The organism is Kaistella gelatinilytica (assembly GCF_015679325.1).
Classification (GTDB): domain Bacteria; phylum Bacteroidota; class Bacteroidia; order Flavobacteriales; family Weeksellaceae; genus Kaistella; species Kaistella gelatinilytica.
In genome coordinates, this window is the sequence record NZ_JADPVI010000001.1 from 150323 (window position 1) to 174719 (window position 24397).

The window sequence follows — 24397 nt, forward strand, 5'->3', positions numbered from 1 at the left end:
CTTCGATCGGGGCTAAGAATTTTTGCGAATAACGAAGACTTTGTCGAATCGCAGGTTTGGCGCATCCAAAATTTAAAAAATCACAGATTAGTGATTCTCAAACTTGTCAAAGTTCCAAACCTTGACAAAGTCATTTTAAAAGTAATCAATGAAAAAATATTTTGCACTTCTTTTTCTTCTTTTTGTGGCGATTTCGTTCGCGCAGATCCAAAAAGTAGAACCCGCATTCTGGTGGCACGGAATGAAAAATCCTGACCTCCAGATTTTAGTCTACGGTAAAGCCATTTCAAAATATCAGGTTGAACTTTCCGATAATATTAAAATAAAAGACCTGACCAAAACCGAGAATCCAAACTACGTTTTTATCACCATTAACACAAATGAGGTAAAAAAATCTTCTTTCAAAATTAATTTTAAAAACGGAAGCAAAACGATTGATTCTTACACTTACGAACTCAAAAATAGAAATCCAGGTTCTGCAAATAGAAATTCATTTTCCTCAAAAGATGTCATGTATTTAATAATGCCTGATCGATTTTCAAACGGCGATACTTCCAACGATTCTGAACCCAACCTTACCGAAAAAGCCAACCGTAATTTACCAAACGGACGACACGGTGGCGATTTGCGCGGGATCATCGATCATTTAGATTATCTACAAAATTTAGGAGTTACGGCACTTTGGCTCACTCCCGTAAATGAAGACAACGAAAAAAGAACTTCCTATCATGGTTACGCACAAACTGATTTATACAAAATCGACGGTCGCTTCGGAACCAACGAAGAATATGTAGAACTTTCCCGCGATCTTCAAAAACGTGGCATGATGCTCATTCAGGATTACGTCACCAATCACTGGGGAATTTCACATTGGATGGTTCAGGATTTACCAACCAAAGACTGGATCCATCAATTCAAAGATGGGGAAGGAAAATACGGTTTCAAAAGATCCAATTACAGAATATCTTCCCAATTCGACACCAATGTTTCTGAAATTGATAAAGAAGAAGCATTAAACGGTTGGTTCGATACGACGATGCCCGATCTCAATCAAAGTAATCCTTTACTTTTAAAATACCTGACTCAAAATGCAATCTGGTGGATCGAATATGCCGAACTTGGCGGTTTGCGCGTCGATACTTATCCTTACAACGATAAAAATGCCATGGCAAAATGGGCAAAAGCAATTACCGATGAATATCCAAATTTCAATATTGTCGGCGAAGCCTGGATGTCGAGTCCGGCGCACATTTCCTATTGGCAAAAGGATTCTAAAATTGCAGCCATAGAAAATTATAATTCGAATCTTCCGTCGGTCATGGATTTTAGTTTATATACCGATTTACCAGAGGCTTTGAAAGAAGAAAAAAGTTGGGATAAAGGAATGACAAAAATCTACGATTCTTTTAGCAATGACTTTTTGTATCCGAATATCAATAATATTCTGGTCTTTTTCGAAAATCATGATAGCCAAAGATTCAATGAGATCTTCAAAGGTGATGTACGGTATTACAAAATGGCGATGACTTTAATTGCAACCGTTCGTGGAGTTCCGCAATTATATTACGGCTCCGAAATCAGGATGCAGGGCGATAAGAATAAAGGCGGCGATGCTGATATTCGCAGAGATTTTCCCGGCGGCTGGAAAGGCGACGTTCAAAATGCTTTTAATTCGGAAACTCAAACTTTAGAACAGAAAGAGTTTCATGATTACACCCAGAAACTATTAAACTGGCGAAAAGGAAAAAACGTTATCCACGCTGGAAAAACCAAACATTATATTCCAAAAGAACAGGTTTATGTTTACTTCCGGTATAATGAAAACGTCGGCGAAAGTCGCGACTTCTCCAGTCAAAATAACCATCTAACGAACGAAAATGTAATGGTTGTCATCAATAACAATGAAAAAGACCAAACTTTTGATTTAAACCGATTCGCTGAATCCTTGAAGGGAATTTCGAAAGGAAAAGATGTTATTTCGGGTAAAGAAATTCCTATTTCTATTGAAAATAAATTAACAATTTCAGGAAAATCTTCACTAATTTTAGAACTTGAATAATAGAAATAAACTGGTCAAAATTCACAGCGTCATGCTGAGTTTTTCTACACCTCTTTAAAATTAAATAAGAATGAAAAAAAATATAACATTTACATTAATTACCTTTCTACTGCTTTTCTCCAATTCACTTTTCTCCCAAAAGAAAGGCTTCTACGAAAATGTACAGAAAAAAAATGTAAGCAAAGTTTTAGACGATCTCAATTTGTATGCATCAACCGCAGATTTCAAAAATTACTTTAATCTTTACGCCGAAGAATCAACCTTCATCGGAACTGATGCAAACGAAGTCTGGAACAAAAAAGAATTTATGGCGTATTCCAAACCGCATTTCGAGAAAGGAAAAGCCTGGAGTTTTACTTCTTTAAAAAGAAATATCACATTCAGCGCTGACGGAAAATACGCCTGGTTCGATGAATTGCTCGATACTCAAATGAAGCTTTGCCGTGGAAGTGGCGTTCTGGAAAAAATCGGGAATCAGTGGAAAATTAAACAGTATGTTCTCTCCATGACGATTCCAAATGATGTCAGTAAAGAAATTATCAAAATTAAAACACCGATTGAAGACGCAATAATTTCTGATTTAAAAAAGAAATAATATTGGCATCCATTATTCAACATCTAACATCCAACATTAAAAAAATGATAAAAAAAATAAAACCAAATCTTTCTATTCCGCAGATCATCAATATGAGTATGGGTTTTTTAGGAATTCAAATGGCTTTCGGTCTTCAAAATGGAAATGCGAGTAGAATTCTTGCTAACTTCGGTGCAGACGTTGGTCAATTATCTTGGTTTTGGCTCGTTGCGCCAATTACAGGTTTAATTGTACAACCAATTATTGGTCATATGGGCGACAACACCTGGAGTCCGCTCGGACGTAGAAAACCTTACTTTTTAATCGGTGCTACTTTATGTGCAATTGGTTTAGTTGCCTTACCAAATGCAGCTTCTGCAACAACGATGTTGGGCGCTAGTGTTTTACTTTTAGCCGTAATTTTCTTAGCAATGATGGATTTTTCCATCAATATTGCAATGGAACCGTTCCGTGCTTTAGTAGGAGATATGTTGCCAAAACATCAGGGAACGATTGGATTTGGCGTTCAAACAATTTTAATAGGTATTGGTGCAGTTATCGGCTCTGAAATGCCAAACTGGCTTACAAAATTAGGCGTTTCGAATGTTGCTGCCGAAGGTTTTGTCGCTGATAATGTGATCTATGCTTTTTATATTGGAGCCGCAGTTTTAATTATTTCCATCCTTTATACGATCGTAACAACTAGAGAATATTCGCCGAAAGAATTTGCCGAATTTGCCGGAGATGAAAGTGTCGCAGAACCTTCTAAATTTTCTGAAATGTTCAGAGATTTTTCGAAGATTCCTGCCAAAATGAAAAAGCTTGGGGTAGTACAGTTTTTCTCCTGGTTCGCTTTATTTACCATGTGGGTTTTTACCACAAGTGCTTTGGCAACGCATACTTTTGGACTTTCACCTGAAGACACAAAATCGTTACAATACAACAAAGCCGGAGATTTAACAGGTCATTTATTCGGACTCTATAATTTATTCGCCATTCCGTTTGCATTTCTTTTAACTCCTATTGCAAAAGCTATTGGTAAAAAACAAACGCACGCATTAGCTTTATTTTGTGGAGGTTTGGGTTTAATTTCTATGTTTTTTATTAAAGATTCAAATATGCTTTGGATCTCAATGGTCGGACTTGGCTTTGCGTGGGCAAGTATTTTGGCGATGCCTTATGCAATGTTGATCGATGCTATCCCACAACATAAAATGGGAGTTTATATGGGAATTTTCAATTTCTTTATTGTCATTCCACAGATCATCAATGGTATTTTTGGTGGACCAATTGTTCAAAATCTTTTCGGAAATATGGCGATGGATTATGTCGTTGTGGGCGGAGTTTGCATGTTGATCGCTGCAGCAGTAACCATGTTCCTAATCGAAAATGATAAAGACGAAACGCCGCAGGAACTTGAAAAAGAAATTAAGACCGTTCACTTTTAAAGATAATTATTTATCATAAATTCAAAACCCCAAATCTGATTTGGGGTTTTATTTTTTTAGCGCTTCACGAATCGATTTCAACGCTTTTGTCATATGAATTTCAATAGTTTTTGTTGAGATATTCATTTCCTCGGCGATTTCTTTGTATTTCATTCCTTTCACTTTGCTGAGGATGAAAACTTCCCGACATTTCGGTGGTAGTTTATCAATTTCCAGACGGATTTTTTCTAATAAGATCTGATTATCCTGTTCGTCTTCGATCTCATCAATCGCTTCAATTACGGTACTTTCGATATTCGGAAACTTGCTTTTTTTCCGGAGGTACATTAAGTATTCATTGTAGGACACTTTATACAAGTAGGCTTTCAGAGAAGTCGTTAAAACAATTTTATCCCGCTGTTCCCAAACTTTCACCATGGTACGCTGCACAACTTCTTCCGCAAGATCTTTATCATGCGACATTTTAGAAATGAACTGAGTGAGCTTGATAAAATATTCCTCGTAAACCACTTTGAAGGCAGTTTCAGAATTATTCTTAATCGAGTCAAATAGCTTTTTGTCGTCTACTATGCCAAACAAAATAGGAAAATTTTAAAAAAAAATTAAAAAAAATGCAAAATGACTAGGGGATTGATAAATGTTATGCATCATACCAATAAGCAAATGTACTTCTTATGAGCGAAAATCCTGAAATTTTTAAAATTATTACCGATTATTTCTCCGGTGAAATTTCCGAGGGTGACAAACAGATCCTCGATGAGTGGCTGAAAGATGCTTCAAATAAAAAAGAGTTTAAAGCCTATGCTAAAGCGAATTTCCTATATATCGCAGAACCTGATTACAAGGTGGAAACGAAAGGAAAAGTGATCAGTTTATTTAATCGCAACTTCCTAAAGATCGCTGCGATCTTTGTGCTTTTATTAGCAGTTGGCGTGATCTGGAAATTGAATATCCCTAAAACTTCCGCACCAAGTACTGAATTTATAAGCATTGCAGTGAATGGTGATTATAAAGTTTTTGAAAATTCAAGTCAGCAAAAATTCTTGACGGATACTGATGATGTGAAACTTGCAAGTTTAGAAAACGGCACGCTTCGTCTATTAAAAAATACGACTACTAATAATTTAACCATTAATGTTCCGAACGGTAAAAATTTAAAAGTTCTCTTAACCGATGGAACTGAAATTTTACTGAATGCAGGAACTGAAATTGGGTTCAATTCAAATTTTGTAAAAGATCATTCCCGAAAAATTAATTTAAAAGGACAGGCTTTCTTTGAAGTGGCTAAAGACAAATCGAATCCCTTTTATGTAATTACCGATCAGTTTACAACGAAAGTCTTGGGAACTAAATTTAATATTTCCTCTTATAAAAATGAAAACGAAGCTTTCGTAAATCTTGTTGAAGGAAAAATCGAAGTGAGCGGAACTAAAATTCCGACCCAGAAAATTCTTGCACCGGGACAGAAGATCAGTTTCAGCCCGGAAATTAAAACTCCGGTTGTAGAAGCGGCGAAACCCAATCAGGATATGGACTGGTTAAACAAAGAGATCGCTTTCGAAAATAATACGACCGACGAAGTTTTAAGCAAGATCGAGCGTGTTTACGGACTTCAAATCGTTCGAAATCGTGTAGAGGTAGAAAACTTTCATTTTTCCGGGACTTTCAAAATAGAAAATCTTGATCAGATCACCAATACACTTCAAATCTTGCTGAACTGCAAAATTCAAAAAGATGGAAGTAAACTCATTCTTATTTCAAAAAATTAATAAAAATAGATTCGTTTAAATCATGAAGAAAACAAACCACAGCAGGTTACGACTTCCAAACGTTCGTTTGGGTATTGCAGCCAGTTTTTTGCTATTTGGTCTTACGCAGGCACAAATTTCAACCTCAGAAGATTCTGTTACCATTGAAAATGCTTTTAAAACCATTGAAAAGAAAACAGGTTACAGTATTTTTTATAAAAAGGAACTTTTCAATGCAGACGCAAAAATTAATCTTGAGAATCAGGATGATAACATACAGGCTTACCTTTCTGAACTGACCAGAAAAACTGGATTAAAATTCACGGTAGTTGGAAAGCAGATCATCGTAAGTGAGATTACAGAAATGCAGGTTTCAGGGAAGATCTCAGAAACCGGTAATGTTGCTTCTGCGAATGCTCAGGTTTCAAATTTATCTACTTCAAGATCTACTGTTGCAGATGAGAACGGAAACTTTACAATTCCAGCAAAACTTGGCGACATTCTTTTAATTACGAGAGGTTCGCTTTCTGAAAGAGTAAAAGTGAATGGTAATGTTTTAGATTTTGTTTTGGAACCGCTTCTCTCAGAATCTGCGAATGAAACAGCGATAGAAGGAGTTCTGATCACGGGTTATCAAAGAGTTGATCCCAATAAAGCTGCAGCTTCTTACACCACGGTGAACATGCAAAATTTTCAGCGTCGTGGGAATCCAGATATTGTAAGTTCTTTGGAAGGTTTAACTCCCGCGCTTTTGGTTTATGCAGATCCTTCAAATCCTGGTTCTAAATTATTTAATTTAAGAGGAGTTGCTACACTTTCCGGAAATACAAAACCTTTGATCGTGGTCGATGGTTTTCAGTATGATGGCGATATCAACAGTATCAATCCTTACGAAGTTGAAAGCATTACTTTATTGAAAGATGCTGCTTCTGCGTCGATTTACGGTGCGAAATCAAGCAACGGGGTTATTGTCATCACCACAAAAAAAGGAAAAAAAGGTGAGACGGTTTTCCGTTATACGACGAATTATTCTATCAGTGACAAAGTAGATCTGAATTATGCGATGAATCGTGTAAATTCTTCTAAACTTCTAGATATACAAAGCATTTCTCCTAAATCGGTTATTGCGTCGGGCGGTTTACTTTACGACTATGAAAGCGAATTTAATGATCCTTTTAATTATCTGGGAAACACTTTTTCAAATTCTACCAACGAAGTTTATCTTCTTTATGCAGATCTTCAACAGGGAAGAATTACGCAGGATCAGTTAAATTTGAGACTGAGCATGATTCGAGGCAGAGATAACACGGAGGATATCCGAAGATTATATCTGCAGACACCGATGATTTCTCAGCACAACATTTCAGCTTCCGGTGGCGGTGATTCATTTAAGTACAGAACTTCATTGAATTATACCAAAGAGTACGGCAATATTCAGGGATCTGAAAATAACAAAGGTATTTTTGATTTCGTGATGGATGCTAAATTATCACCGAAATTATCATTAGACCTGCAAACTAATTTTACGCTGAGAAATGATAAATTAACACCGGTTGATTTTTACAGCGATAATCCGAATGATCTCAGTAATGTTTTCAGAATAAGTTCTTATCAGAAATTTTATGGACCAAATGGAGAAGCACTTCCAGTTTACAAACCATTAAACTACGATACGACCAACAGTTATGGTGGTAAAACTCCTTATGAAATCCTAAGATTAAAAGAACTGGGTCTTTATGACGAAACGTATTATCCTGTTAATGATTTCAATAAATATACGAACACGACAGACAGTTATATTTCGCGGGTTCAGGGAATGTTTACTTACAAATTGACTTCTGATTTAAATTTGAAATTTGGCGGTCAGTTCTCTAAGAGCAGCAGTACGAATGAAAGAATTGCAGATGGTAATTCTAACGAAATGTTTTCCCTGCTCAATAATACGACTCAGCTTTTGGAAACCACAGGAAACATCAAGAAAACCTTATTACCACTTGGTGGAAGAAAGATTGAGAGCAAAACTGATGTGACCAATTATTTATTAAGACTTCAGGCAGATTATGATAAAAAATTCGGCGATCATTACATCAATGCAATTATTGGTGGTGAAGTTCAAAGAAATCATACCGTAGGAACAGTGAGCGACTTTTTCGGATACAACAGAAACAGTAATACTTTTGTACAGACCGACAAACTCTTTGCAAATTCACTGTTGTTCGATGTTTATAATCCAGGCGGATTCTTAGAAAGAGTTAACTTTTTTGATCAGTTGGTTGATCTTGATGACCGTTTCGTTTCGATGTACACAAACGCCAATTATTCCTTCAAAAATAAATATGTTTTAACAGGAAGTGCGCGGATCGATCAGTCTAACTTTTTCGGAACAGATCCTCAGTACCGTTTCAAACCATTCTGGTCTGTTGCGGGAAAATGGAGAGCAGGAGCCGAAGAATTTTTGGGTGCCAATAAAAACACCATCGATTTGAGAGCTTCTTATGGAGTTAATGGAAATATTGCCAATAAATACGGTCCTTATGATGTGGGCAAAATTGTTCAGGGTTATGTAACCGATTATAATGCAGGACTTTCTATCGACAACTATAAAGTGTCAGATTTAAGATGGGAACGTACGAATATTTTGAATTTAGGTACCGATCTTTCCTTCCTTAAAAAACGCGTGACTTTAGCGCTTGATTATTATAAAAAAGATTCTCATGATTTGCTTTCTATTATAACAGCCGATCCTACTTTGGGAGCGCCGACTTTAATTAAAAACAGTGCTTCGATCATTAATAATGGTTATGAAGCTTCATTAACTTCCCAGAATATTCAAAATGAAAAATTCAACTGGAGCACGCAAGCGAATTTCCGTTACAATAAAGGGAAAGTGACCGAATCTTATTCTGACCAAAGTTCAGTAAGACAGATTTTAGGACAGGTTCAGAATATTGAAGGATTTGAACCAAACTCGATTTTAGTTTTAGATTACGCCGGAGTTGACAATCAAGGTTACGGTTTGATCAGAAAAAAAGATGGCTCTTTAGTTCAGTTGACTGATGATTCTTTCGGTGTTAAATTCTCTCAGGATGATCTTGTTTCCGGTGGAACTACTTTACCAAAATATACAGCATCCTTGAATAACACCATTAATTATGAAGGTTTTGGTTTATCATTCATGTTTGTTTATCAAGGAGGATTTTCTTTATTGAAAGACAGTTATAATGGAGAATCATTGTATGATGAGATCTCATTGGTGAACGCAGATGCTGCACATGCATGGCAAAATCCAGGTGATGAATTAACTACCAACATCCCAAGAATCAACAGTACGCAACCGTATTCTTTCGCAAAATATTCTACGAAAAACATTATCGACGGTGATTTTATCAGATTGCGTGATGTGATCTTAAGTTATACCATTCCTGCAGGTTTAAGTAAAAGCTTTGGCTTCAGCGAATTCACTTTGAATCTTAGAGCGAACAATCTTTTCCTTTGGACGAAAAATAAAGAAGGAATCGATCCGGAATCTCACGGTTTGGGTTACAGATATTACAAAACACCAAAAACCTTCTGTTTAGGACTTAATGTTAGCTTTTAATAAAATTTAATTTAAAGAAAATGAAAAAATATATGTTACTGTTGGTAGGAAGTTTACTCCTCTTTTCCTGCCGCGATTATTTAGATGTGGTGCCAAAAGGCTACGTAATCCCAACAACAGTTGCCGATTATGGCTTGTTGCTTATCGGTGGAGATTCCGGTCCCAATGTTACGGGAAACGAACAGGTTCTCCACTACTCGAACGACAATTTTTATCTTTCTTCTACAGAAGTTGGAAATGTGAACAATCCTTTGAATATCAACTTTGCATTGTATTCCTGGAGCGATTACCGTTACGCTGATCCTACCGTTGCCAATTCTGCATGGAATGATGCCTACCGAAATATTTACACCTTCAATAAAATCATCGAAGAAGTTGACGGCGCCACTTTAGGAGCTGGAGATACTGAAGAATTGAGAAGAAAAATAAAAGCACAGGCTTATTATGGTAGAGCGTATGAATATTTATTTCTGGTGAATACTTTTTCAAAGCAATATTCTGCAAGTTCTGCAAAAACCGATTTAGGAGTTCCATTGGTTTTAAAAGCTGATGTTACCCAAAAATTACCTTCCCGTGGAACCGTAGATTTAGTTTATACGCAGATCATTAACGATTTAAATATCGCAATTAAGAATTTACCGGATAATTCGGATATTAAATTATTACCAACGGTTGCAGCCGGTTATGCCCTTTTGGCGAGAACAAATATTTACAAAAGTGATTATGAAAATGCAAAGAAGTATGCAGAAATGGCTCTTGCAAAAAATTCTACACTCGTAGATTATACGCAGCCAAGTTTTTCAAATGATAATCTTTCTATCAAACTTAATGAGCAGTACGCAACTCACAGCATGAACCAACCTGGAAATGGTTATCTGAGTGAGGATGCTGTATCTATATTTCCACAAGATGGTAGTGACATCCGATTAACCGAGCAGTTTATCGAAAATCCTGTCATCATCAATGGTCAAACGGTCATTAAATATATCATGGGAAGTTATGATTATAACTTTAAAGGAACGACCTCTGTTTCTGTTCCGGAAATGTACATTACGCTTGCAGAATCCGAAGCACGTTTAGGAAACACTGATGCCGCTATAAATTTATTGAATTCTTTGCGCGACAAAAGAGTTTTAGATAATGTGCAACTTTCAGCAGATGACTTTCCGACACCAAATTCCTTAACTAAATTTTGTTTAGAAGAACGCCGTCGTGAAATGATCTATACCAACACGCGACTTTTCGATCTGAAACGCGAAAATCTGGAATCTGCATATGCGAAAACAACCATTCATAAAGTTCAGGGCACCAATAATATCACGATCACGGCAGAAGCCAATTCCAGAAAACTGATCATGCCAATTCCGGCGCAAGTTTTAAAGTTTAATCCTGATATGCCTCAAAACTAAAATTAAAAAACATTTAAATTAAAAATAGGAGATCACCATTAACAAAAATCAAAAGCGAAAAATATTGATTGGTGATTTCGTATGAAATAAAAAACAAGAAGTTACATATGAAAAAATTAGTAAGAAGTTTTCTTCTCTCATTAGTCTTAGCTGCAACTGCAGTTTCGTGTTCCAAAGAAAAATCGGAGTATCAGGTGACGGTTAAATTACCTGCCGAATTTAAAGCAGATTCACTTTATCTTTTAGATTATAAAAATGAAAAAATTGCAGGTGTTACACCAGACAAAGACGGCAATTTCGTTTTCAAAGGAAAGGCTGCAGAAGCTGCACCAGCAGGTGTTAGTAATGATAAATTGCACCTTTATATTCCTTTTATTCTGGAAAATGATAATATCAACATTGATATTAAAGACCGTGATATGAATACAGATATCACAGGTGGAAAAATTCAGAGTATTGTTTACGGCTATGAAAAAGACGCGAATTATGCCAAATTAAATATAGAAAGAAGAAAGGTTTCGAAAGAGCAGTTCACCAATCTGGATATGAATGATGAAGCTAAAGTAGAAGAAGCGCGTAAAATCGTCAACAAAGTAGGTGATCAGGTTTATAAAATTAAAAACAATTATTTGAAAGAAGTAGTTGCTAATGATAATCCACCAATGGCAAAAGCGATCGCTTCTACGATGATCAGCGACAAAGATTACACCGCCGAAAAAATCTTAGCAAGACTGGATAAGTACAAAAAAGAAGTTGGAAAAAGCGATTATATTACCTACTACGAAAAGATGATGAATGAATTCAAAACCATGGGCGACAATGCGAAAACGGTCACAGTTGGCAGCATGTACAAAAATGTATCCGGGAAAGACAGAAATGGAAACGAAATTAAATTAGCAGATATGGTTGCTAAAAATAAATATACCATTTTGGAATTCTGGGCAAGTTGGTGTGGACCGTGTAGAGGCGAAATTCCTAATTTAAAAAAGGCGTATATTAAATACCACGGAAAAGGATTAGACATCTTATCGGTTTCTTTAGATTCTAAAAACGACGCCTGGATCAAAGCTTTGGATATTGAGAAAACAGTTTGGCCTAATATAATTCTTGAAGGAGAATTTAGAAATCCACAAGTTGCAGGTTATGGTATTTCCGGTATTCCTGCAAGTTATTTAATAGATCAGAACGGCAAAATTGTAGCTTCAAACTACGAACTTCGTGAATTCGATTTAGACAGAACACTTTCTAAATTCATCAAATAAAAATACTAAAACTGCTGGCTGTTCAAAGAACTGGTTTCTTCATATTAGAATTTTTTCCCCATTTCTAAACCAGCAGTTTTTTCTAAAATTAAGTTCCTCCACATTATGAAAAAGTTTATTTTGCTCTTTCTAGGACTTTTCAGTTTGTTATTTACGGCGCAAGTCAAAGATCCAGTCAAAGTTGATTTTAAGATCAATGCTTTGGGAGACAATGTCTACGAAGCTGTTTTTCACACGACCATCGATCAGAACTGGCATATTTATTCGAAAGATCTGCCGCCAAACTCCGGAATTCCCACTGAAATTAAAATTGCGGGAAGAGATGTTGATCTCATTGGTGGCGTAGAAGAGATCGGCGAAAAGCATGATGAATATTCAAAAGCTTTCAAAGCGCGAATTATTTATTACTCTGAAAAAGCTGACTTTAAACAAAAATTTAAGGTTAAAGATCCTTCGAAATTAGCCAAAGTAGAAGCTGAAATTTACTATCAAACTTGTGATGATAAAATCTGTTTAGCACCCAATACATTAAGTTTTGAAAAATCGATCGAAAATGGAAAAGTTTTAGAGGATGCAAAAACCGATTTGAAAGATTCCTCTGGCGATGAGGGTGATAATTTGAAAGTGGCAAGCATCGATTTACAAAACCCTTTGACAGATTGCGGTATTGCCGCAGAAAAACCTTCCGAAAATTACTGGTCTTATCTTTTACTCGGATTTATTGGTGGATTGATCGCTCTGTTGACACCGTGCGTTTTTCCAATGATACCTTTAACTGTTTCGTTTTTCACTAAAGGAAATAAAGACAAATCCAAAGGAAAAAGAGACGCGTTCATCTACGGATTTTTTATTCTCCTGATCTTCGTTCTGCTAAGTGTTCCTTTCCATATTATCGACGGGATTGCGGGAAATATATTTAATGAGATCTCGACTTCAGTTTGGCTGAATGTTGCCTTCTTTATCATTTTCATATTTTTTGCAGGAAGTTTCTTCGGTTATTACGAGATCACTTTACCAAGTTCAATTGCGAACAGATCTTCCAAGGCAGAAGAAGCAGGCGGAATGATCGGTATCTTTTTTATGGCTTTAACTTTAGTGATTGTTTCCTTTTCATGTACAGGTCCGATTTTAGGAAGTTTACTGGGAAGCGCTGTAACAGGTTCTGCAAATGTTCCCATGTTATTGACTTCCGCTTTAGCCGGATTTGGTTTTGCTTGGGCAATCGTTTTCGGACTTCTCGCATTATTTCCACAAGCTTTACAAAGTTTACCAAAATCTGGTGGCTGGATGAATACCGTGAAAGTAGTTTTAGGTTTCATCGAATTAGGATTGGCTTTAAAGTTCCTTTCCAAAGCAGATCTGGTAACAAAAACATTCTTGTTGAAAAGAGAATTATTCATCGCTTTGTGGATCATCATTACGATTGGTTTAGTTCTGTATCTATTCGGAATTATCAAATTTCCGCACGATGATAAAAAAGCCAAGATCTCCTGGACAAGAAAAGGTTTCGGAGTATTAGGAATTGCTTTTATCGTCTATTTAATTCAGGGATTAATTCCTTCCGAAAGACCGCGACTTCAATTATTATCTGGGATTTTACCTCCAGTAAACGTGAGTTATTTCCATAAAGAATCCGACGGAATTTACGGAATGCATCCCGAACATGATTTCTTCACCGCTTTAGAATTAGCCAAGAAGGAAAACAAACCAATTCTAATCGACTTCACCGGTTATGGTTGTGAAAACTGCCGTAAGATGGAAGAGTTTGTCTGGAACGAACCCGATATTTTACCAACCCTTCAAAATGAATTTATTCTTGCTTCATTGTACGTTGATGATAAAGAAGCTTTGCCCGCAGATCAGCAAAAAACAATTGATATGGGCGCTGGCAAAATGAAAAAAATAAAAACCATCGGTGACAAGTGGAGCATGTTTCAGCAAGTCAACTTTAATAACAATTCCCAGCCGCATTATGTTTTAGTAACGCCAGACGGACAAATTATTAACAATCCGGTCTCTGGCTACATGCCAAAACAACATTTCAAAGACTTCCTCGAATGTGGTTTAGATTATTTTAAAAAGAATAAGAAATAGAAATTTTCCGTGGTTGACTTTAAGAAATTTACTCTAAAGCCTTGGCTAAGTGAAACGCCTTTGCGCCCTTAAATAGCCACAACGTTTACAGCAAAAGTAAAAGACTTTGCGTCTTTGCGTTAAGAATTTCCATTTTAGTTAACACAGAAATTCAATAAAGAAATTAAAAATAAAAATAAATAAAAAGTTAAATGAAAAGAAGTAAGAGTTTATTTATTCTACTGTGTGCACTGGGAACTTCGGTTCTCAGTAACGCGCAGGAACATGTTTGGAAAACGGAAACCGCAAACGGTTACACCTACAAATATGTCACAAATGATCCGATGCAGGCACGTTTTTACACTTTAAAAAACGGTTTGACGGTGATTTTAAGTCCAACCCCAAAAGAGCCAAGAGTTCAGGCTTTCATCGCAGTAAAAGCCGGAAGTAAAACCGATCCTTCTACGAACACCGGTTTAGCGCATTATCTGGAACACATGATGTTCAAAGGAACCGACAAATTCGGATCGCTGGATTATGCGAAAGAAAAACCGGAGCTCGATAAGATCGATGCGCTGTATGAAGTCTTCAATAAAACAAAAGATGAGGCGAAAAGAAAAGCCGTTTATCATCAAATTGATTCCATTTCCGGCGTAGCGTCAAAATATTCCATCGCCAATGAATATGATAAAATGATGAGTTCAATGGGAGCACAAGGAACAAATGCCTTCACCAGTTTTGAAGAAACGGTTTATACGGATGATATTCCGACGAATTCCTTAGACAAATACCTAGCGGTTCAGGCAGAACGTTTCCGAAATCCTGTTTTACGAATTTTCCATACGGAACTGGAAGCAGTTTACGAAGAGAAGAACAGAAACTTAGACAATGACGGCGCGCAGGCTTTCGAAACTTTATTGGCGAAACTTTTTGTGAATCACAATTACGGAAAACAAACTACGATCGGAACGGTTGAAGATTTGAAAAATCCCTCTTTAGTGGAGATCCGAAAATATTATAACAATTATTATGTTCCCAATAATATGGGATTGATTCTTTCCGGAGATTTTAATCCGGATGAAGTCATTAAAAAAATTGATCAGGATTTTTCTTATTTAAAAAATAAAGAAATTACGCCTTATCAATTTGTACAGGAAACGCCGATCACAAAGCCAATTATCAAAGAAGTAGTTGGTCCAAATGCGGAAAAAGTAATGATCGGTTACCGTTTGCCAAACAATAAGAACAAAGATATTTTGATCGCAGAATTGGTTGGCGATATTTTAAGCAACGGAAAAGCAGGTTTATTGGATCTGAATCTTGTTAAAAAGCAGAAATTGCTGTGGGCTTCAGTAAGTGTTTTACCGCTGATCGATTATGGTGTTTTCACGGTTTCTGGCGCACCAACTTCTGGACAAACTTTAGAGGAAGTAAAAACTTTAATATTCCAGCAAATGGAACTTTTAAAGTCAGGAAATTTCGATCAGGAATTATTGACTTCAATCATCAATAACAGAAAGAAGGCTGAAATTATGCAGAGTGAGCGCTATGGCGAACGTGCAGATATCTTGATGGAAGCTTTTACCAATGAATTAGATTGGCGCACTCAGGTTGCTGCAACGGATGATTTATCTAAAATTACGAAGCAACAAGTTGTAGATTTTGCAAATAAATATTTTGCAGATAATTACGTGGCAGTTTACAAGCGAAAAGGAGAATCTCCGGAAACTGCAAAAATTGTAAAGCCAGTGATCACGCCGGTAGAAACGAATACCGATAAGCAAAGTGCTTTCGTAAAATTGATCGACGAAATGCCTTCCAAAGAAGTGAAACCTGTCTTTTTGAATTATGATAAAGATATTCAGCGCGCTAAAATTGGCGGTGCAGAAGTATTGTATGTTCAAAATAAAGACAATCAATTATACAGACTTCGTTACCGTTACAAGATCGGAAAGAACAACGATCTGAAACAGGATCTTGCCGCGAAATATTTGCAGTTTTTAGGAACCAATAAAAAATCTTCCGAAGATATTTCTAAAGAATTTTACGAGATCGCAAGCAGCTTCAATATTATGACCGCCGAAGATTTTACCATGGTGACCATCGAAGGTTTGCAGGAAAATTTCGATAAAGCCGTGAAATTATATGAAGATCTTGTGGTAAATGCAGTTCCGAATGAAGAAGCGCTTATTGCATTGAAAGCCAGGTTAACGAAATCCAGAACAGATATGAAGAATAACAAAGGCGCGATTCTTCAGGGATTAATAAGTTATTCGTCTTATGGAAAAGACAATAAATTTAATTATAATTTTTCTGATGAAGCTTTAAATAAAGTGACGGCGAAAGAATTGTTAGAGACCATCAAAAAGTTAAACAGCTACGACCAAACGATCATTTATTATGGACCGGAAAGTTTGACTCCCTTAACTTCAAAGTTGAAAAAGCTTCATGCAATTCCAAAGAAGTTCGCAACACCACCAACTCCGAAAGTTTTCACGCAGATCATGACGGAAAAACCACAGGTTTTGTTTGCTGATTACGATATGGTTCAGGCAGAAACGCAATGGACAAGAAATTCTGGTATTTACGACGCGAAAAACCAACCATTAATTACAGTTTTCAATAATTATTTTGGTGGAGGAATGGGAACGATCGTTAACCAAACAATCCGTGAGAGTAAAGCTTTGGCTTACAGTACGTACGCATTATATGTGAGTCCAAGAAAAAAAGACGACCATTATTTTGTGACGGCTTATGTTGGTTCGCAGTCTGATAAATTCGCAGATGCAACAAAAGCGATGAATGAATTGTTGACCGACTTGCCAAAATTCCCGGAGAATCTTTCCTTAGCGAAAGTTCAGGTTAAAAAGGATATTGAGAACGAAAGAATTATGCAGGATGATATCATCTTCGATTACTTGGCAGCGCGTGATCTGGGAACAAATAAAGATATTCGTGAGGACATCTATAATCAGGCAGGAAGTCTGGAATTTAGCCAGCTGAATGATTTCTACAAAAAGAATATTTCCGGTAAACCTTATACGTATTCGGTAGTCGCTTCAGAAAAAAATCTGACCGAAGCTGATCTGAAAAAGCTCGGAGATCATAAGAAATTAAATCTGAAAGAAATTTTCGGTTATTAATAATTAAAGTGTTTTAAAAAAAAATTAGTTCATAGTTTTTTTAGTTTAATAGTTTGTGTTAGAAGAAGTTCGGTATTTTACCGGACTTTTTCGTTTGTTTTAATGGTTTTATTGTATCGTGATGAATTCATTTCTTATCTTAAGTCAATGAATTTCAATCGATAACGCAGTATTTTTGTATAATAATTAATGGTAACAAAAATTAATTAAAAACAAAACAATATGAAAACAGTTTATCACAAATCAGATTCCAGAGGTTTTGCAGATCACGGTTGGTTGAAATCTCACCACACTTTTAGTTTCGCAAATTATCACAATCCTGAAAGGATGCACTTTGGGGTTTTGCGTGTTTTAAATGATGATCAGGTCGCATCAGGAATGGGTTTCGGAACACATCCGCATCGGGATATGGAAATTATTTCTATTCCACTCGAAGGTGATTTAGAGCACAAAGATTCTATGGGGACAACTGCGGTCATCAAAAAGGGAGAAATTCAGGTAATGAGTGCCGGAACTGGCGTGAAGCATAGCGAATACAATAAAAACAAAGATGAGGTTGTTAAGTTTTTGCAGATCTGGATCATTCCCAACAAATTAAATGTTGAGCCGCGTTACGATCAAATCAGTATTAAAGAAGGTGAGAAATTAAATGATTTTCAACAGATCCTGTCTCCAGATCCCGATGATGAAGGAGTTTGGATTCACCAAAATGCCTGGTTTAATCTAGCGAAATTTGAAAAAGGAAATTCAGAAGAATATCATTTACACGACCCGAAAAATGGTGTTTATTTATTTGTTTTGAAAGGTTCCGCAAAAATTGGCGATCAAAATTTAGAAACTAGAGACGGCTTAGGAATATGGGAAACAGAATCTTTCACTTTAGAAGCTACAGAAGATTCCGAAATATTAGTAATGGAAGTTCCCATGGATCTCCCTAAAATGTAATACAAATCTTTTGTAAAATTGCTGGCAGAAAAACGGGAGCCTTTGCTAAGTGAAACGCCTTTGCGTCCGCAATTGTAAGAAATAATAACAATAATAACTTTGCGTTCCCAGCGTTTAAATTCTTCAACCGTTTCAAAGTTATCCTTACGATTTTCAAAAAAAAAACGGGTTGCAGTTCATGCGACCCGTTTTATTTATCATTCTAAAATTTTATTTCTTTACAAAACTCCAAAACTTCTTTCCACCCAAAACAATTACCACCATGATCAATCCCGCGATAATTCCGTAAATAAAATGTTTCGGCATATCAGGAAAAGTGGGAAGAAAATGATGAATGATTTCAATATTATGATCGAAAATTCCTCCTGAAACAAGCAATAAAGCCAAAGTTCCAATAACGGATAATGCTTTAATAATGATCGGTAAAGATTTTACTAGAACAGTTCCCAATACTTTCAAAAATCCTTTGTCATTTGATTTCTTGATGAGTTTATAACCCGCATCATCCATTCTTACGATCAATGCGACAATTCCGTAAACGCCGACAGTTGCTAAGATCGCAACGACAGAAACCGTAATAATCTGGATGGCTAAACTTTTTTCAAGAACCGAACCTAAAGCAATAATGACAATTTCTAAAGACAATATAAAATCGGTCGTGATGGCAGATTTTACTTTAATTTTTTCAGCTTCTGCATCATCTCTAACTTCTTCGATAACTTCTGCGTGTTCTTCTTTTTTATGAAAGAAATATTCAATGATCTTTTCCACCCCTTCGTACGCCAGATAAAGTCCGCCCAGAATCAAAATAATTTTAATCGCAGGTGCATAAATAAACTGCAGCAAAAAAGCGATCGGAATAATGATCAACTTATTAATAAAAGAACCTTTTGTTATCGACCACAATACCGGAATTTCTCTTGATGATAGAAAACCTGTAGCTTTCTCCGCATTCACTGCTAGATCATCGCCCAGAATTCCTGCCGTTTGTTTGGTGGCTACTTTCGACGCAACTGCGACATCGTCCATCAATGCTGCAATATCATCTAAAATAACGAAAATTCCCGAGGCCATATTTTTTTATTTGCCGCAAAAATAAAGAATTCCTTTAGATGTTTTCAGAATAATTTAAACAGTGAATAAATTTGTATTTCTAAAATTGTGGAAAAATTATGGTTTATAATTTTAGTGTCACCTTAAAAATCATTATTTTCGCAGAACAAAATTTTCAAAGTGAAACTGCATCAATTACATTCACCAAAAAAGGAAATCCAAGAATTTGGAAATGTAAACGACGCTGAAAAATAAAGAAAAAGCCGACGGTCAGAATGACTGCCGGCTTTTTTATTGGAGTCAAAATAAACCTTCAAGTTTTAAATAAAAAAATTAGAATTATACCCTCAAAGAAAAGAAAATGAGCAATACCTATAAATCAGCAGGAGTCGATAAGGAAGAAGGTTACAAAACCGTAGATAAAATAAAAACTGCCGTTGCAGAAACACATAATGCAAATGTGTTGAATAATCTCGGAAGTTTCGGCGCATTCTATGAAATCGCAGGTTACAAAAACCCTGTCTTAGTGAGCGGAACCGATGGAGTAGGAACCAAATTGAAAGTTGCTTTGGATTCCAAAAAATACGATTCGATAGGCGTTGACTGTTTTGCAATGTGCGCAAATGATATTATTTGTCACGGCGCAAAACCTTTATTTTTCCTCGATTATTTAGCGTGTGGAAAATTAGATTCCGAGATCGCTGCTGAAATTGTGATGGGAATGGTAAAAGCGTGCAAAGACAATAACTGCGCTTTGATCGGTGGAGAAACTGCAGAAATGCCCGGAATGTATAAACCCGGCGATTATGATGTTGCAGGTTTTTGTGTCGGAATTGTAGAAAAAGATCAGATCATCGATGGTTCAAATATTAAGAAAGGTTGTAAAATTATTGCACTTCCAAGCTCTGGTTTTCACTCTAATGGTTTTTCCCTTGTAAGAAAAATTTTCCCGGATTTTAATGAAGAATTTGAAGGAAAACCTTTATATGAAACACTTCTCGTTCCTACTAGATTGTATTACCAGCCGATTCATAAAATTTTGGAAGAAATTGCCGTTTGTGGGATCGCCCATATTACCGGTGGTGGAATTATTGAAAATATTCCGCGTATTATACCGGAGAATTTGTGTGCAACGATCGATGCCTCAAAAATTAAAATTCCTTCCGTTATGCTGGAATTAGAAAAGCGCGGAAATATTGATCGAATGGAAATGTATGGAACTTTTAATATGGGAGTTGGAATGGTCGTAGTAATTGATGAACAACATGCCGAAAAAGTACTCGATCTTGTTGATGACGCTTACGAAATCGGGGAAATTACTGAAGGTTCAGATAAAATAAAAATAATCTAAAATCGTCGCAAACGGATAAGTGATCGTAAAGTGAGATTACTTTAAATATATTACTTGTTCCTGATTGTTGAATTTAATGAAAAATATTGTCGTTTTAGTTTCCGGTAGCGGAACAAACCTTCAAAGAATTATCGACTGCATCGAATGTGGAGAAATTCCAAATGCTCAGATCTCTTTAGTGATTGCTGATCGCGAATGTTTCGGTTTGGAACGTGCCAAAAAATATGGTATCGCTGTTCACATAATTCCAAGAGGAAAAAATTTCTCTTTCGAATTAAAAGAGACCATTCCAGAAAATACAGATTTAATTGTTCTCGCCGGATTTTTATCAATTTTAAATAAAGAATTCTGTGAATCTTTTAATGGCAAGATCATCAATATTCATCCTTCATTATTACCAAAATTTGGTGGAAAAGGAATGTGGGGACATCATGTTCACGAAGCAGTTTTAGAAGCAAAAGAAAAAGAAAGTGGTGCGACGGTTCATTACGTAACCTCCGGGATTGATGAAGGTGAAATTATCCTCCAAAATTCTTTTCCACTTGCCGAAAATGAAACGGTAGAAACTTTAGCCCAAAAAATCCATCAGACAGAATTTGAAATTTTTCCCAAGGCAATTAAAATTGTTTTAAATAAAATGTAGGCATAAAGCCATGAAATGGCGTAATCAAAAGCATAGGGTAAAGCCCTATGAAAATAGAAATAAATATCAAAAAACGAATTCCGAAGGAATTCAACTATAATAACCGTTGGTGAAAGAACGGTATCTAATAAAAAGTAAAAAAGAAAGAAAATGTCAAAGAAAAGAGCGCTCATCTCCGTTTCCGATAAGTCCGGACTCATAGATTTTGCAAAGTTTTTAGAAGCAAACGATTACGAATTGGTTTCCACAGGCGGAACATTCAAGCATTTAAAAGAAGCGGGTTTAAATCCGATTCAAATTGATGAAGTCACCGATTTTCCTGAAATGTTGGATGGTCGCGTGAAAACTTTACATCCGAAAGTTCACGGCGGTTTACTGGCGGTTCGTACGAATGAAGAACACATGAAAACCGTTCAGCAACACGGTATTGGCTTGATAGAAATGGTGATCGTCAATCTTTATCCATTTTTCGAAAATGCAAATTCTAATATTTCTCTGGATGAAAAAGTAGAGTTCATCGATATTGGCGGACCTTCAATGTTGCGTTCCGGTGCAAAAAATTATAATTCAGTAACAGTTTTGACCGATGTTGAAGATTATGCAAAAGTGCAGCAGGAAATTGCAGAAACTGGCGACACGACTTTAGAAACACGAAAAAAACTAGCCGGAAAAGTATTCAATTTAACTTCTGCGTACGACAGCGCGATCTCTAAAATGCTTTTGGAAGAAGAATATCCACAATATTTAAATGCTTCTTACAAGAAAGTTTCTGACCTGAGATATGGCGAAAATCCTCATCAAACTGCTGCTTATTATGTTTCAACAACGGATAACGGCGCGATGAAAGATTTCGAGATTTTGGGCGGAAAAGAATTGTCATTCAACAATCTCCGCGATATGGATCTATGTTGGAAAGTTGTTAACGAATTCAAAGACGAAATGGCTTGTTGTGCCGTAAAACATTCCACACCTTGTGGAGTTGCAGTCGGAACTTCAGCTTTAGAAACGTACAAGAAAACTTTTGAATGTGATCCAGTTTCCATTTTTGGCGGAATTATTGGTATGAACTTCAAAGTAGATGCAGCAACTGCAGAAGAATTGAATAAAACCTTTCTCGAAATTGTGATGGCACCAGATTTCGATGAAGAGGCTTTAGAAATTTTAAGAAAAAAGAAAAATTTAAGAATTATCAAAATTAAAAATCCCATTTCCGATGCTCAAACCTGGGTAAAAGTAGATGGCGGAATTTTAGTTCAGGATAATGACAGTCAATTTTCAGAAAAAATAGAAACAGTAACCGTTTTTCAACCAACTGCAGAACAGGAGAAAGCACTTTTATTTGCGCAGCGTGTTGTAAAATATGTGAAATCAAATGCAATCGTTGTTTCCAACGGTTATCAGGCTTTAGGAATTGGCGGCGGACAGGTGAACAGGATTTGGGCAACCGAACATGCCGTAGAAAGAGCGAAACAGAAATTCTCCGGAGATCTGGTTTTAGCTTCAGACGCATTTTTCCCTTTCCGGGATGTTGTAGATTTCTGTGCAAAAGAAGGAATTAAAGCAATTATTCAACCTGGTGGAAGTATGCGCGACGAGGAAAGTATTGAAGCTGCAAACGAACACGGAATTCCGATGATGTTCACAGGAATGCGTCATTTTTTCCATTGATTAAATGCTGATTATCAATGTTATCCGCAGTGGTAACTAAAAATTAAGAAACTTTTCTTCAAACTAAATTTGAAATCCATTTACAAATCAGTAATTTTGTAAAACTCTAAATAAGCAAACTAAATATGAAAATATTAATCGTAGGAAACGGCGGAAGAGAATCTGCACTCGCTATGAAATTACACAGCGACAGCAGAATTTCTAAAATGTATTTTGCAAAAGGCAATGCAACCACCGCTAAACTTGGTCAAAACGTATATGAAGAAAGTGTAGTCGCTTTGCGGGATTTTGCCATTAATGAAAGAATCGATCTTACCATCGTTGGTCCGGAAGCTCCTTTGGTAGAAGGAATCGTGGATGAATTTAAAGAACACGGACTGAAAATTTTTGGTCCAAGAAAAAGAACTGCCGAATTAGAAGGCAGCAAAGCTTTTTCCAAAAAATTCATGCAGACCAATAACATTAAAACTGCAAAAGCCGTAGTTTTTGAGGCGTATCAAGATGCCATGGATTATGTGAAGATTCAGAAATTCCCGATCGTTATCAAAGCAAGCGGACTTGCCGGCGGAAAAGGAGTCGTGATCGCCAATGATCTGGCAGAAGCTGAATTAACGATTCACCGTTTTATGATCGAAAGAATTTATGGTGATGCCGGAATTCAGTTGGTCATCGAAGAATATTTGAGAGGTTTTGAAGCTTCAATTATTGCATTTGCGAACGGTAAAAAATTGTTCCCATGTGTTTCTGTAAAAGATTATAAAAAAGCATGGACAGGCGATAAAGGTCCAAACACTGGTGGAATGGGCAGCGTTGCACCAAGTCCGGAGTTTACAGATGCGCATTACGCAGATTTCGAAAAAAATATTTTAGCGCCAACTTTGGCTGGACTTCAAGGTGCAGGTATTCATTTCAAAGGATTTATTTTCTTTGGTTTAATGGTCACCAATGACGGAACTTACCTTTTAGAATACAATTTGAGACTGGGCGATCCGGAAACTCAGGTTATTTTGCCATTGCTGGAAAATAATCTTCTCGACGTCATCACCGATTGTCTGGATGGAAAAGATATTGAACTTAAATTCAAAGACGAAAAAGCAGTTTGTTTGGTGATGTGTTCCGGCGGTTACCCCAATAAAATTGATACCGGATTTGAGATTAAAAATTTAAATAAAGTTACAAATAGCCAGATCATGTTTGCAGGCGCGAGATATGCCGGTGACAAAATTGTAACCACTGGTGGTCGCGTTTTAAGCGTGGTCGCAACAGGCGACAGCTACGATGAAGCCCGGAAAAAAGTCTATGAAGATGCGTTGAAAATTCAATTTGATTACGCGTTTTACAGAGAAGACATCGGGAAATTTTAAAATATAAAGGGCGTGATTTTTCACGTCTTTTTTTTTCAGTTTTTTCAGGAGCTATTTCC

The 24397-nt window shown here is 36.4% G+C and carries 16 protein-coding genes; 14 read left to right on the top strand and 2 right to left on the bottom strand.

Going from position 1 to position 24397, the window contains the following annotated elements:
* Positions 1-148: 148 nt before the first annotated feature.
* The 3 genes from IV494_RS00635 to IV494_RS00645 all read left to right on the top strand — a co-directional run bounded on the left by IV494_RS00635 (position 149) and on the right by IV494_RS00645 (position 4081).
* Positions 149-2059, top strand: coding sequence for a glycoside hydrolase family 13 protein (locus IV494_RS00635; RefSeq protein WP_196078244.1), 1911 nt, complete (start codon positions 149-151; stop codon positions 2057-2059).
* A gap of 70 nt (positions 2060-2129) precedes the next feature.
* Positions 2130-2654 (top strand): nuclear transport factor 2 family protein, encoded by a 525-nt coding sequence (locus tag IV494_RS00640; protein ID WP_196078245.1) that lies wholly within the window; start codon positions 2130-2132, stop codon positions 2652-2654.
* Positions 2655-2698: 44 nt separating this feature from the next.
* The gene (locus IV494_RS00645) at positions 2699-4081 is read left to right on the top strand and encodes an MFS transporter (protein WP_196078246.1); all 1383 of its coding nucleotides are present in this window, start codon (positions 2699-2701) and stop codon (positions 4079-4081) included.
* Positions 4082-4129: 48 nt separating this feature from the next.
* Here the strand turns inward: IV494_RS00645 and IV494_RS00650 are convergent, their stop codons facing one another.
* On the bottom strand, positions 4130-4660 hold the full coding sequence (locus tag IV494_RS00650; RefSeq protein ID WP_196078247.1) for an RNA polymerase sigma factor: 531 nt from the start codon (positions 4658-4660) through the stop codon (positions 4130-4132).
* 95 nt (positions 4661-4755) lie between these two features.
* Between IV494_RS00650 and IV494_RS00655 the strand changes: the two genes are divergently transcribed.
* The 7 genes from IV494_RS00655 to IV494_RS00685 all read left to right on the top strand — a co-directional run bounded on the left by IV494_RS00655 (position 4756) and on the right by IV494_RS00685 (position 18259).
* Positions 4756-5850 (top strand): FecR family protein, encoded by a 1095-nt coding sequence (locus tag IV494_RS00655; RefSeq protein WP_196078248.1) that lies wholly within the window; start codon positions 4756-4758, stop codon positions 5848-5850.
* A gap of 22 nt (positions 5851-5872) precedes the next feature.
* Positions 5873-9427: a SusC/RagA family TonB-linked outer membrane protein gene (locus IV494_RS00660; protein WP_196078249.1), complete on the top strand. Its 3555-nt coding sequence runs from the start codon at positions 5873-5875 to the stop codon at positions 9425-9427.
* A gap of 20 nt (positions 9428-9447) precedes the next feature.
* Positions 9448-10836 carry a RagB/SusD family nutrient uptake outer membrane protein gene (locus IV494_RS00665; RefSeq protein ID WP_196078250.1) on the top strand — a complete coding sequence of 463 codons (1389 nt, stop codon included), beginning with the start codon at positions 9448-9450 and terminating at the stop codon, positions 10834-10836.
* A 107-nt stretch (positions 10837-10943) separates the two neighbouring features.
* A complete protein-coding gene (locus IV494_RS00670; RefSeq protein WP_196078251.1) occupies positions 10944-12098 on the top strand; it encodes a TlpA disulfide reductase family protein in 1155 nt (384 codons plus the stop codon).
* Between the two features lie 105 nt (positions 12099-12203).
* Complete coding sequence (locus IV494_RS00675) at positions 12204-14192, top strand: protein-disulfide reductase DsbD family protein (RefSeq protein WP_196078252.1); 1989 nt, start codon at positions 12204-12206, stop codon at positions 14190-14192.
* A 191-nt stretch (positions 14193-14383) separates the two neighbouring features.
* Complete coding sequence (locus tag IV494_RS00680; RefSeq protein ID WP_196078253.1) at positions 14384-17314, top strand: M16 family metallopeptidase; 2931 nt, start codon at positions 14384-14386, stop codon at positions 17312-17314.
* A gap of 222 nt (positions 17315-17536) precedes the next feature.
* Positions 17537-18259: a pirin family protein gene (locus IV494_RS00685; protein ID WP_196078254.1), complete on the top strand. Its 723-nt coding sequence runs from the start codon at positions 17537-17539 to the stop codon at positions 18257-18259.
* A gap of 210 nt (positions 18260-18469) precedes the next feature.
* Here the strand turns inward: IV494_RS00685 and IV494_RS00690 are convergent, their stop codons facing one another.
* Positions 18470-19333 carry a DUF808 domain-containing protein gene (locus IV494_RS00690; RefSeq protein ID WP_196078255.1) on the bottom strand — a complete coding sequence of 288 codons (864 nt, stop codon included), beginning with the start codon at positions 19331-19333 and terminating at the stop codon, positions 18470-18472.
* A 340-nt stretch (positions 19334-19673) separates the two neighbouring features.
* Between IV494_RS00690 and purM the strand changes: the two genes are divergently transcribed.
* From purM to purD, 4 genes are all read left to right on the top strand, one after another.
* Positions 19674-20663: a phosphoribosylformylglycinamidine cyclo-ligase gene (gene purM / locus IV494_RS00695; RefSeq protein ID WP_196078256.1), complete on the top strand. Its 990-nt coding sequence runs from the start codon at positions 19674-19676 to the stop codon at positions 20661-20663.
* Between the two features lie 76 nt (positions 20664-20739).
* Positions 20740-21306: a phosphoribosylglycinamide formyltransferase gene (purN, locus tag IV494_RS00700; protein ID WP_196078257.1), complete on the top strand. Its 567-nt coding sequence runs from the start codon at positions 20740-20742 to the stop codon at positions 21304-21306.
* Positions 21307-21456: 150 nt separating this feature from the next.
* Complete coding sequence (purH, locus tag IV494_RS00705) at positions 21457-22974, top strand: bifunctional phosphoribosylaminoimidazolecarboxamide formyltransferase/IMP cyclohydrolase (RefSeq protein WP_196078258.1); 1518 nt, start codon at positions 21457-21459, stop codon at positions 22972-22974.
* Positions 22975-23099: 125 nt separating this feature from the next.
* On the top strand, positions 23100-24338 hold the full coding sequence (gene purD / locus IV494_RS00710; RefSeq protein ID WP_196078259.1) for a phosphoribosylamine--glycine ligase: 1239 nt from the start codon (positions 23100-23102) through the stop codon (positions 24336-24338).
* Positions 24339-24397: the final 59 nt, after the last annotated feature.

Coding starts and splice junctions, on each gene's coding strand:
- IV494_RS00635 (WP_196078244.1), top strand. CDS start 149: ATGAAAAAATATTTTGCACTTCTTTTTCTTCTTTTTGTGGCGATTTCG.
- IV494_RS00640 (WP_196078245.1), top strand. CDS start 2,130: ATGAAAAAAAATATAACATTTACATTAATTACCTTTCTACTGCTTTTC.
- IV494_RS00645 (WP_196078246.1), top strand. CDS start 2,699: ATGATAAAAAAAATAAAACCAAATCTTTCTATTCCGCAGATCATCAAT.
- IV494_RS00655 (WP_196078248.1), top strand. CDS start 4,756: ATGAGCGAAAATCCTGAAATTTTTAAAATTATTACCGATTATTTCTCC.
- IV494_RS00660 (WP_196078249.1), top strand. CDS start 5,873: ATGAAGAAAACAAACCACAGCAGGTTACGACTTCCAAACGTTCGTTTG.
- IV494_RS00665 (WP_196078250.1), top strand. CDS start 9,448: ATGAAAAAATATATGTTACTGTTGGTAGGAAGTTTACTCCTCTTTTCC.
- IV494_RS00670 (WP_196078251.1), top strand. CDS start 10,944: ATGAAAAAATTAGTAAGAAGTTTTCTTCTCTCATTAGTCTTAGCTGCA.
- IV494_RS00675 (WP_196078252.1), top strand. CDS start 12,204: ATGAAAAAGTTTATTTTGCTCTTTCTAGGACTTTTCAGTTTGTTATTT.
- IV494_RS00680 (WP_196078253.1), top strand. CDS start 14,384: ATGAAAAGAAGTAAGAGTTTATTTATTCTACTGTGTGCACTGGGAACT.
- IV494_RS00685 (WP_196078254.1), top strand. CDS start 17,537: ATGAAAACAGTTTATCACAAATCAGATTCCAGAGGTTTTGCAGATCAC.
- IV494_RS00690 (WP_196078255.1), bottom strand. CDS start 19,333: ATGGCCTCGGGAATTTTCGTTATTTTAGATGATATTGCAGCATTGATG.
- purM (WP_196078256.1), top strand. CDS start 19,674: ATGAGCAATACCTATAAATCAGCAGGAGTCGATAAGGAAGAAGGTTAC.
- purN (WP_196078257.1), top strand. CDS start 20,740: ATGAAAAATATTGTCGTTTTAGTTTCCGGTAGCGGAACAAACCTTCAA.
- purH (WP_196078258.1), top strand. CDS start 21,457: ATGTCAAAGAAAAGAGCGCTCATCTCCGTTTCCGATAAGTCCGGACTC.
- purD (WP_196078259.1), top strand. CDS start 23,100: ATGAAAATATTAATCGTAGGAAACGGCGGAAGAGAATCTGCACTCGCT.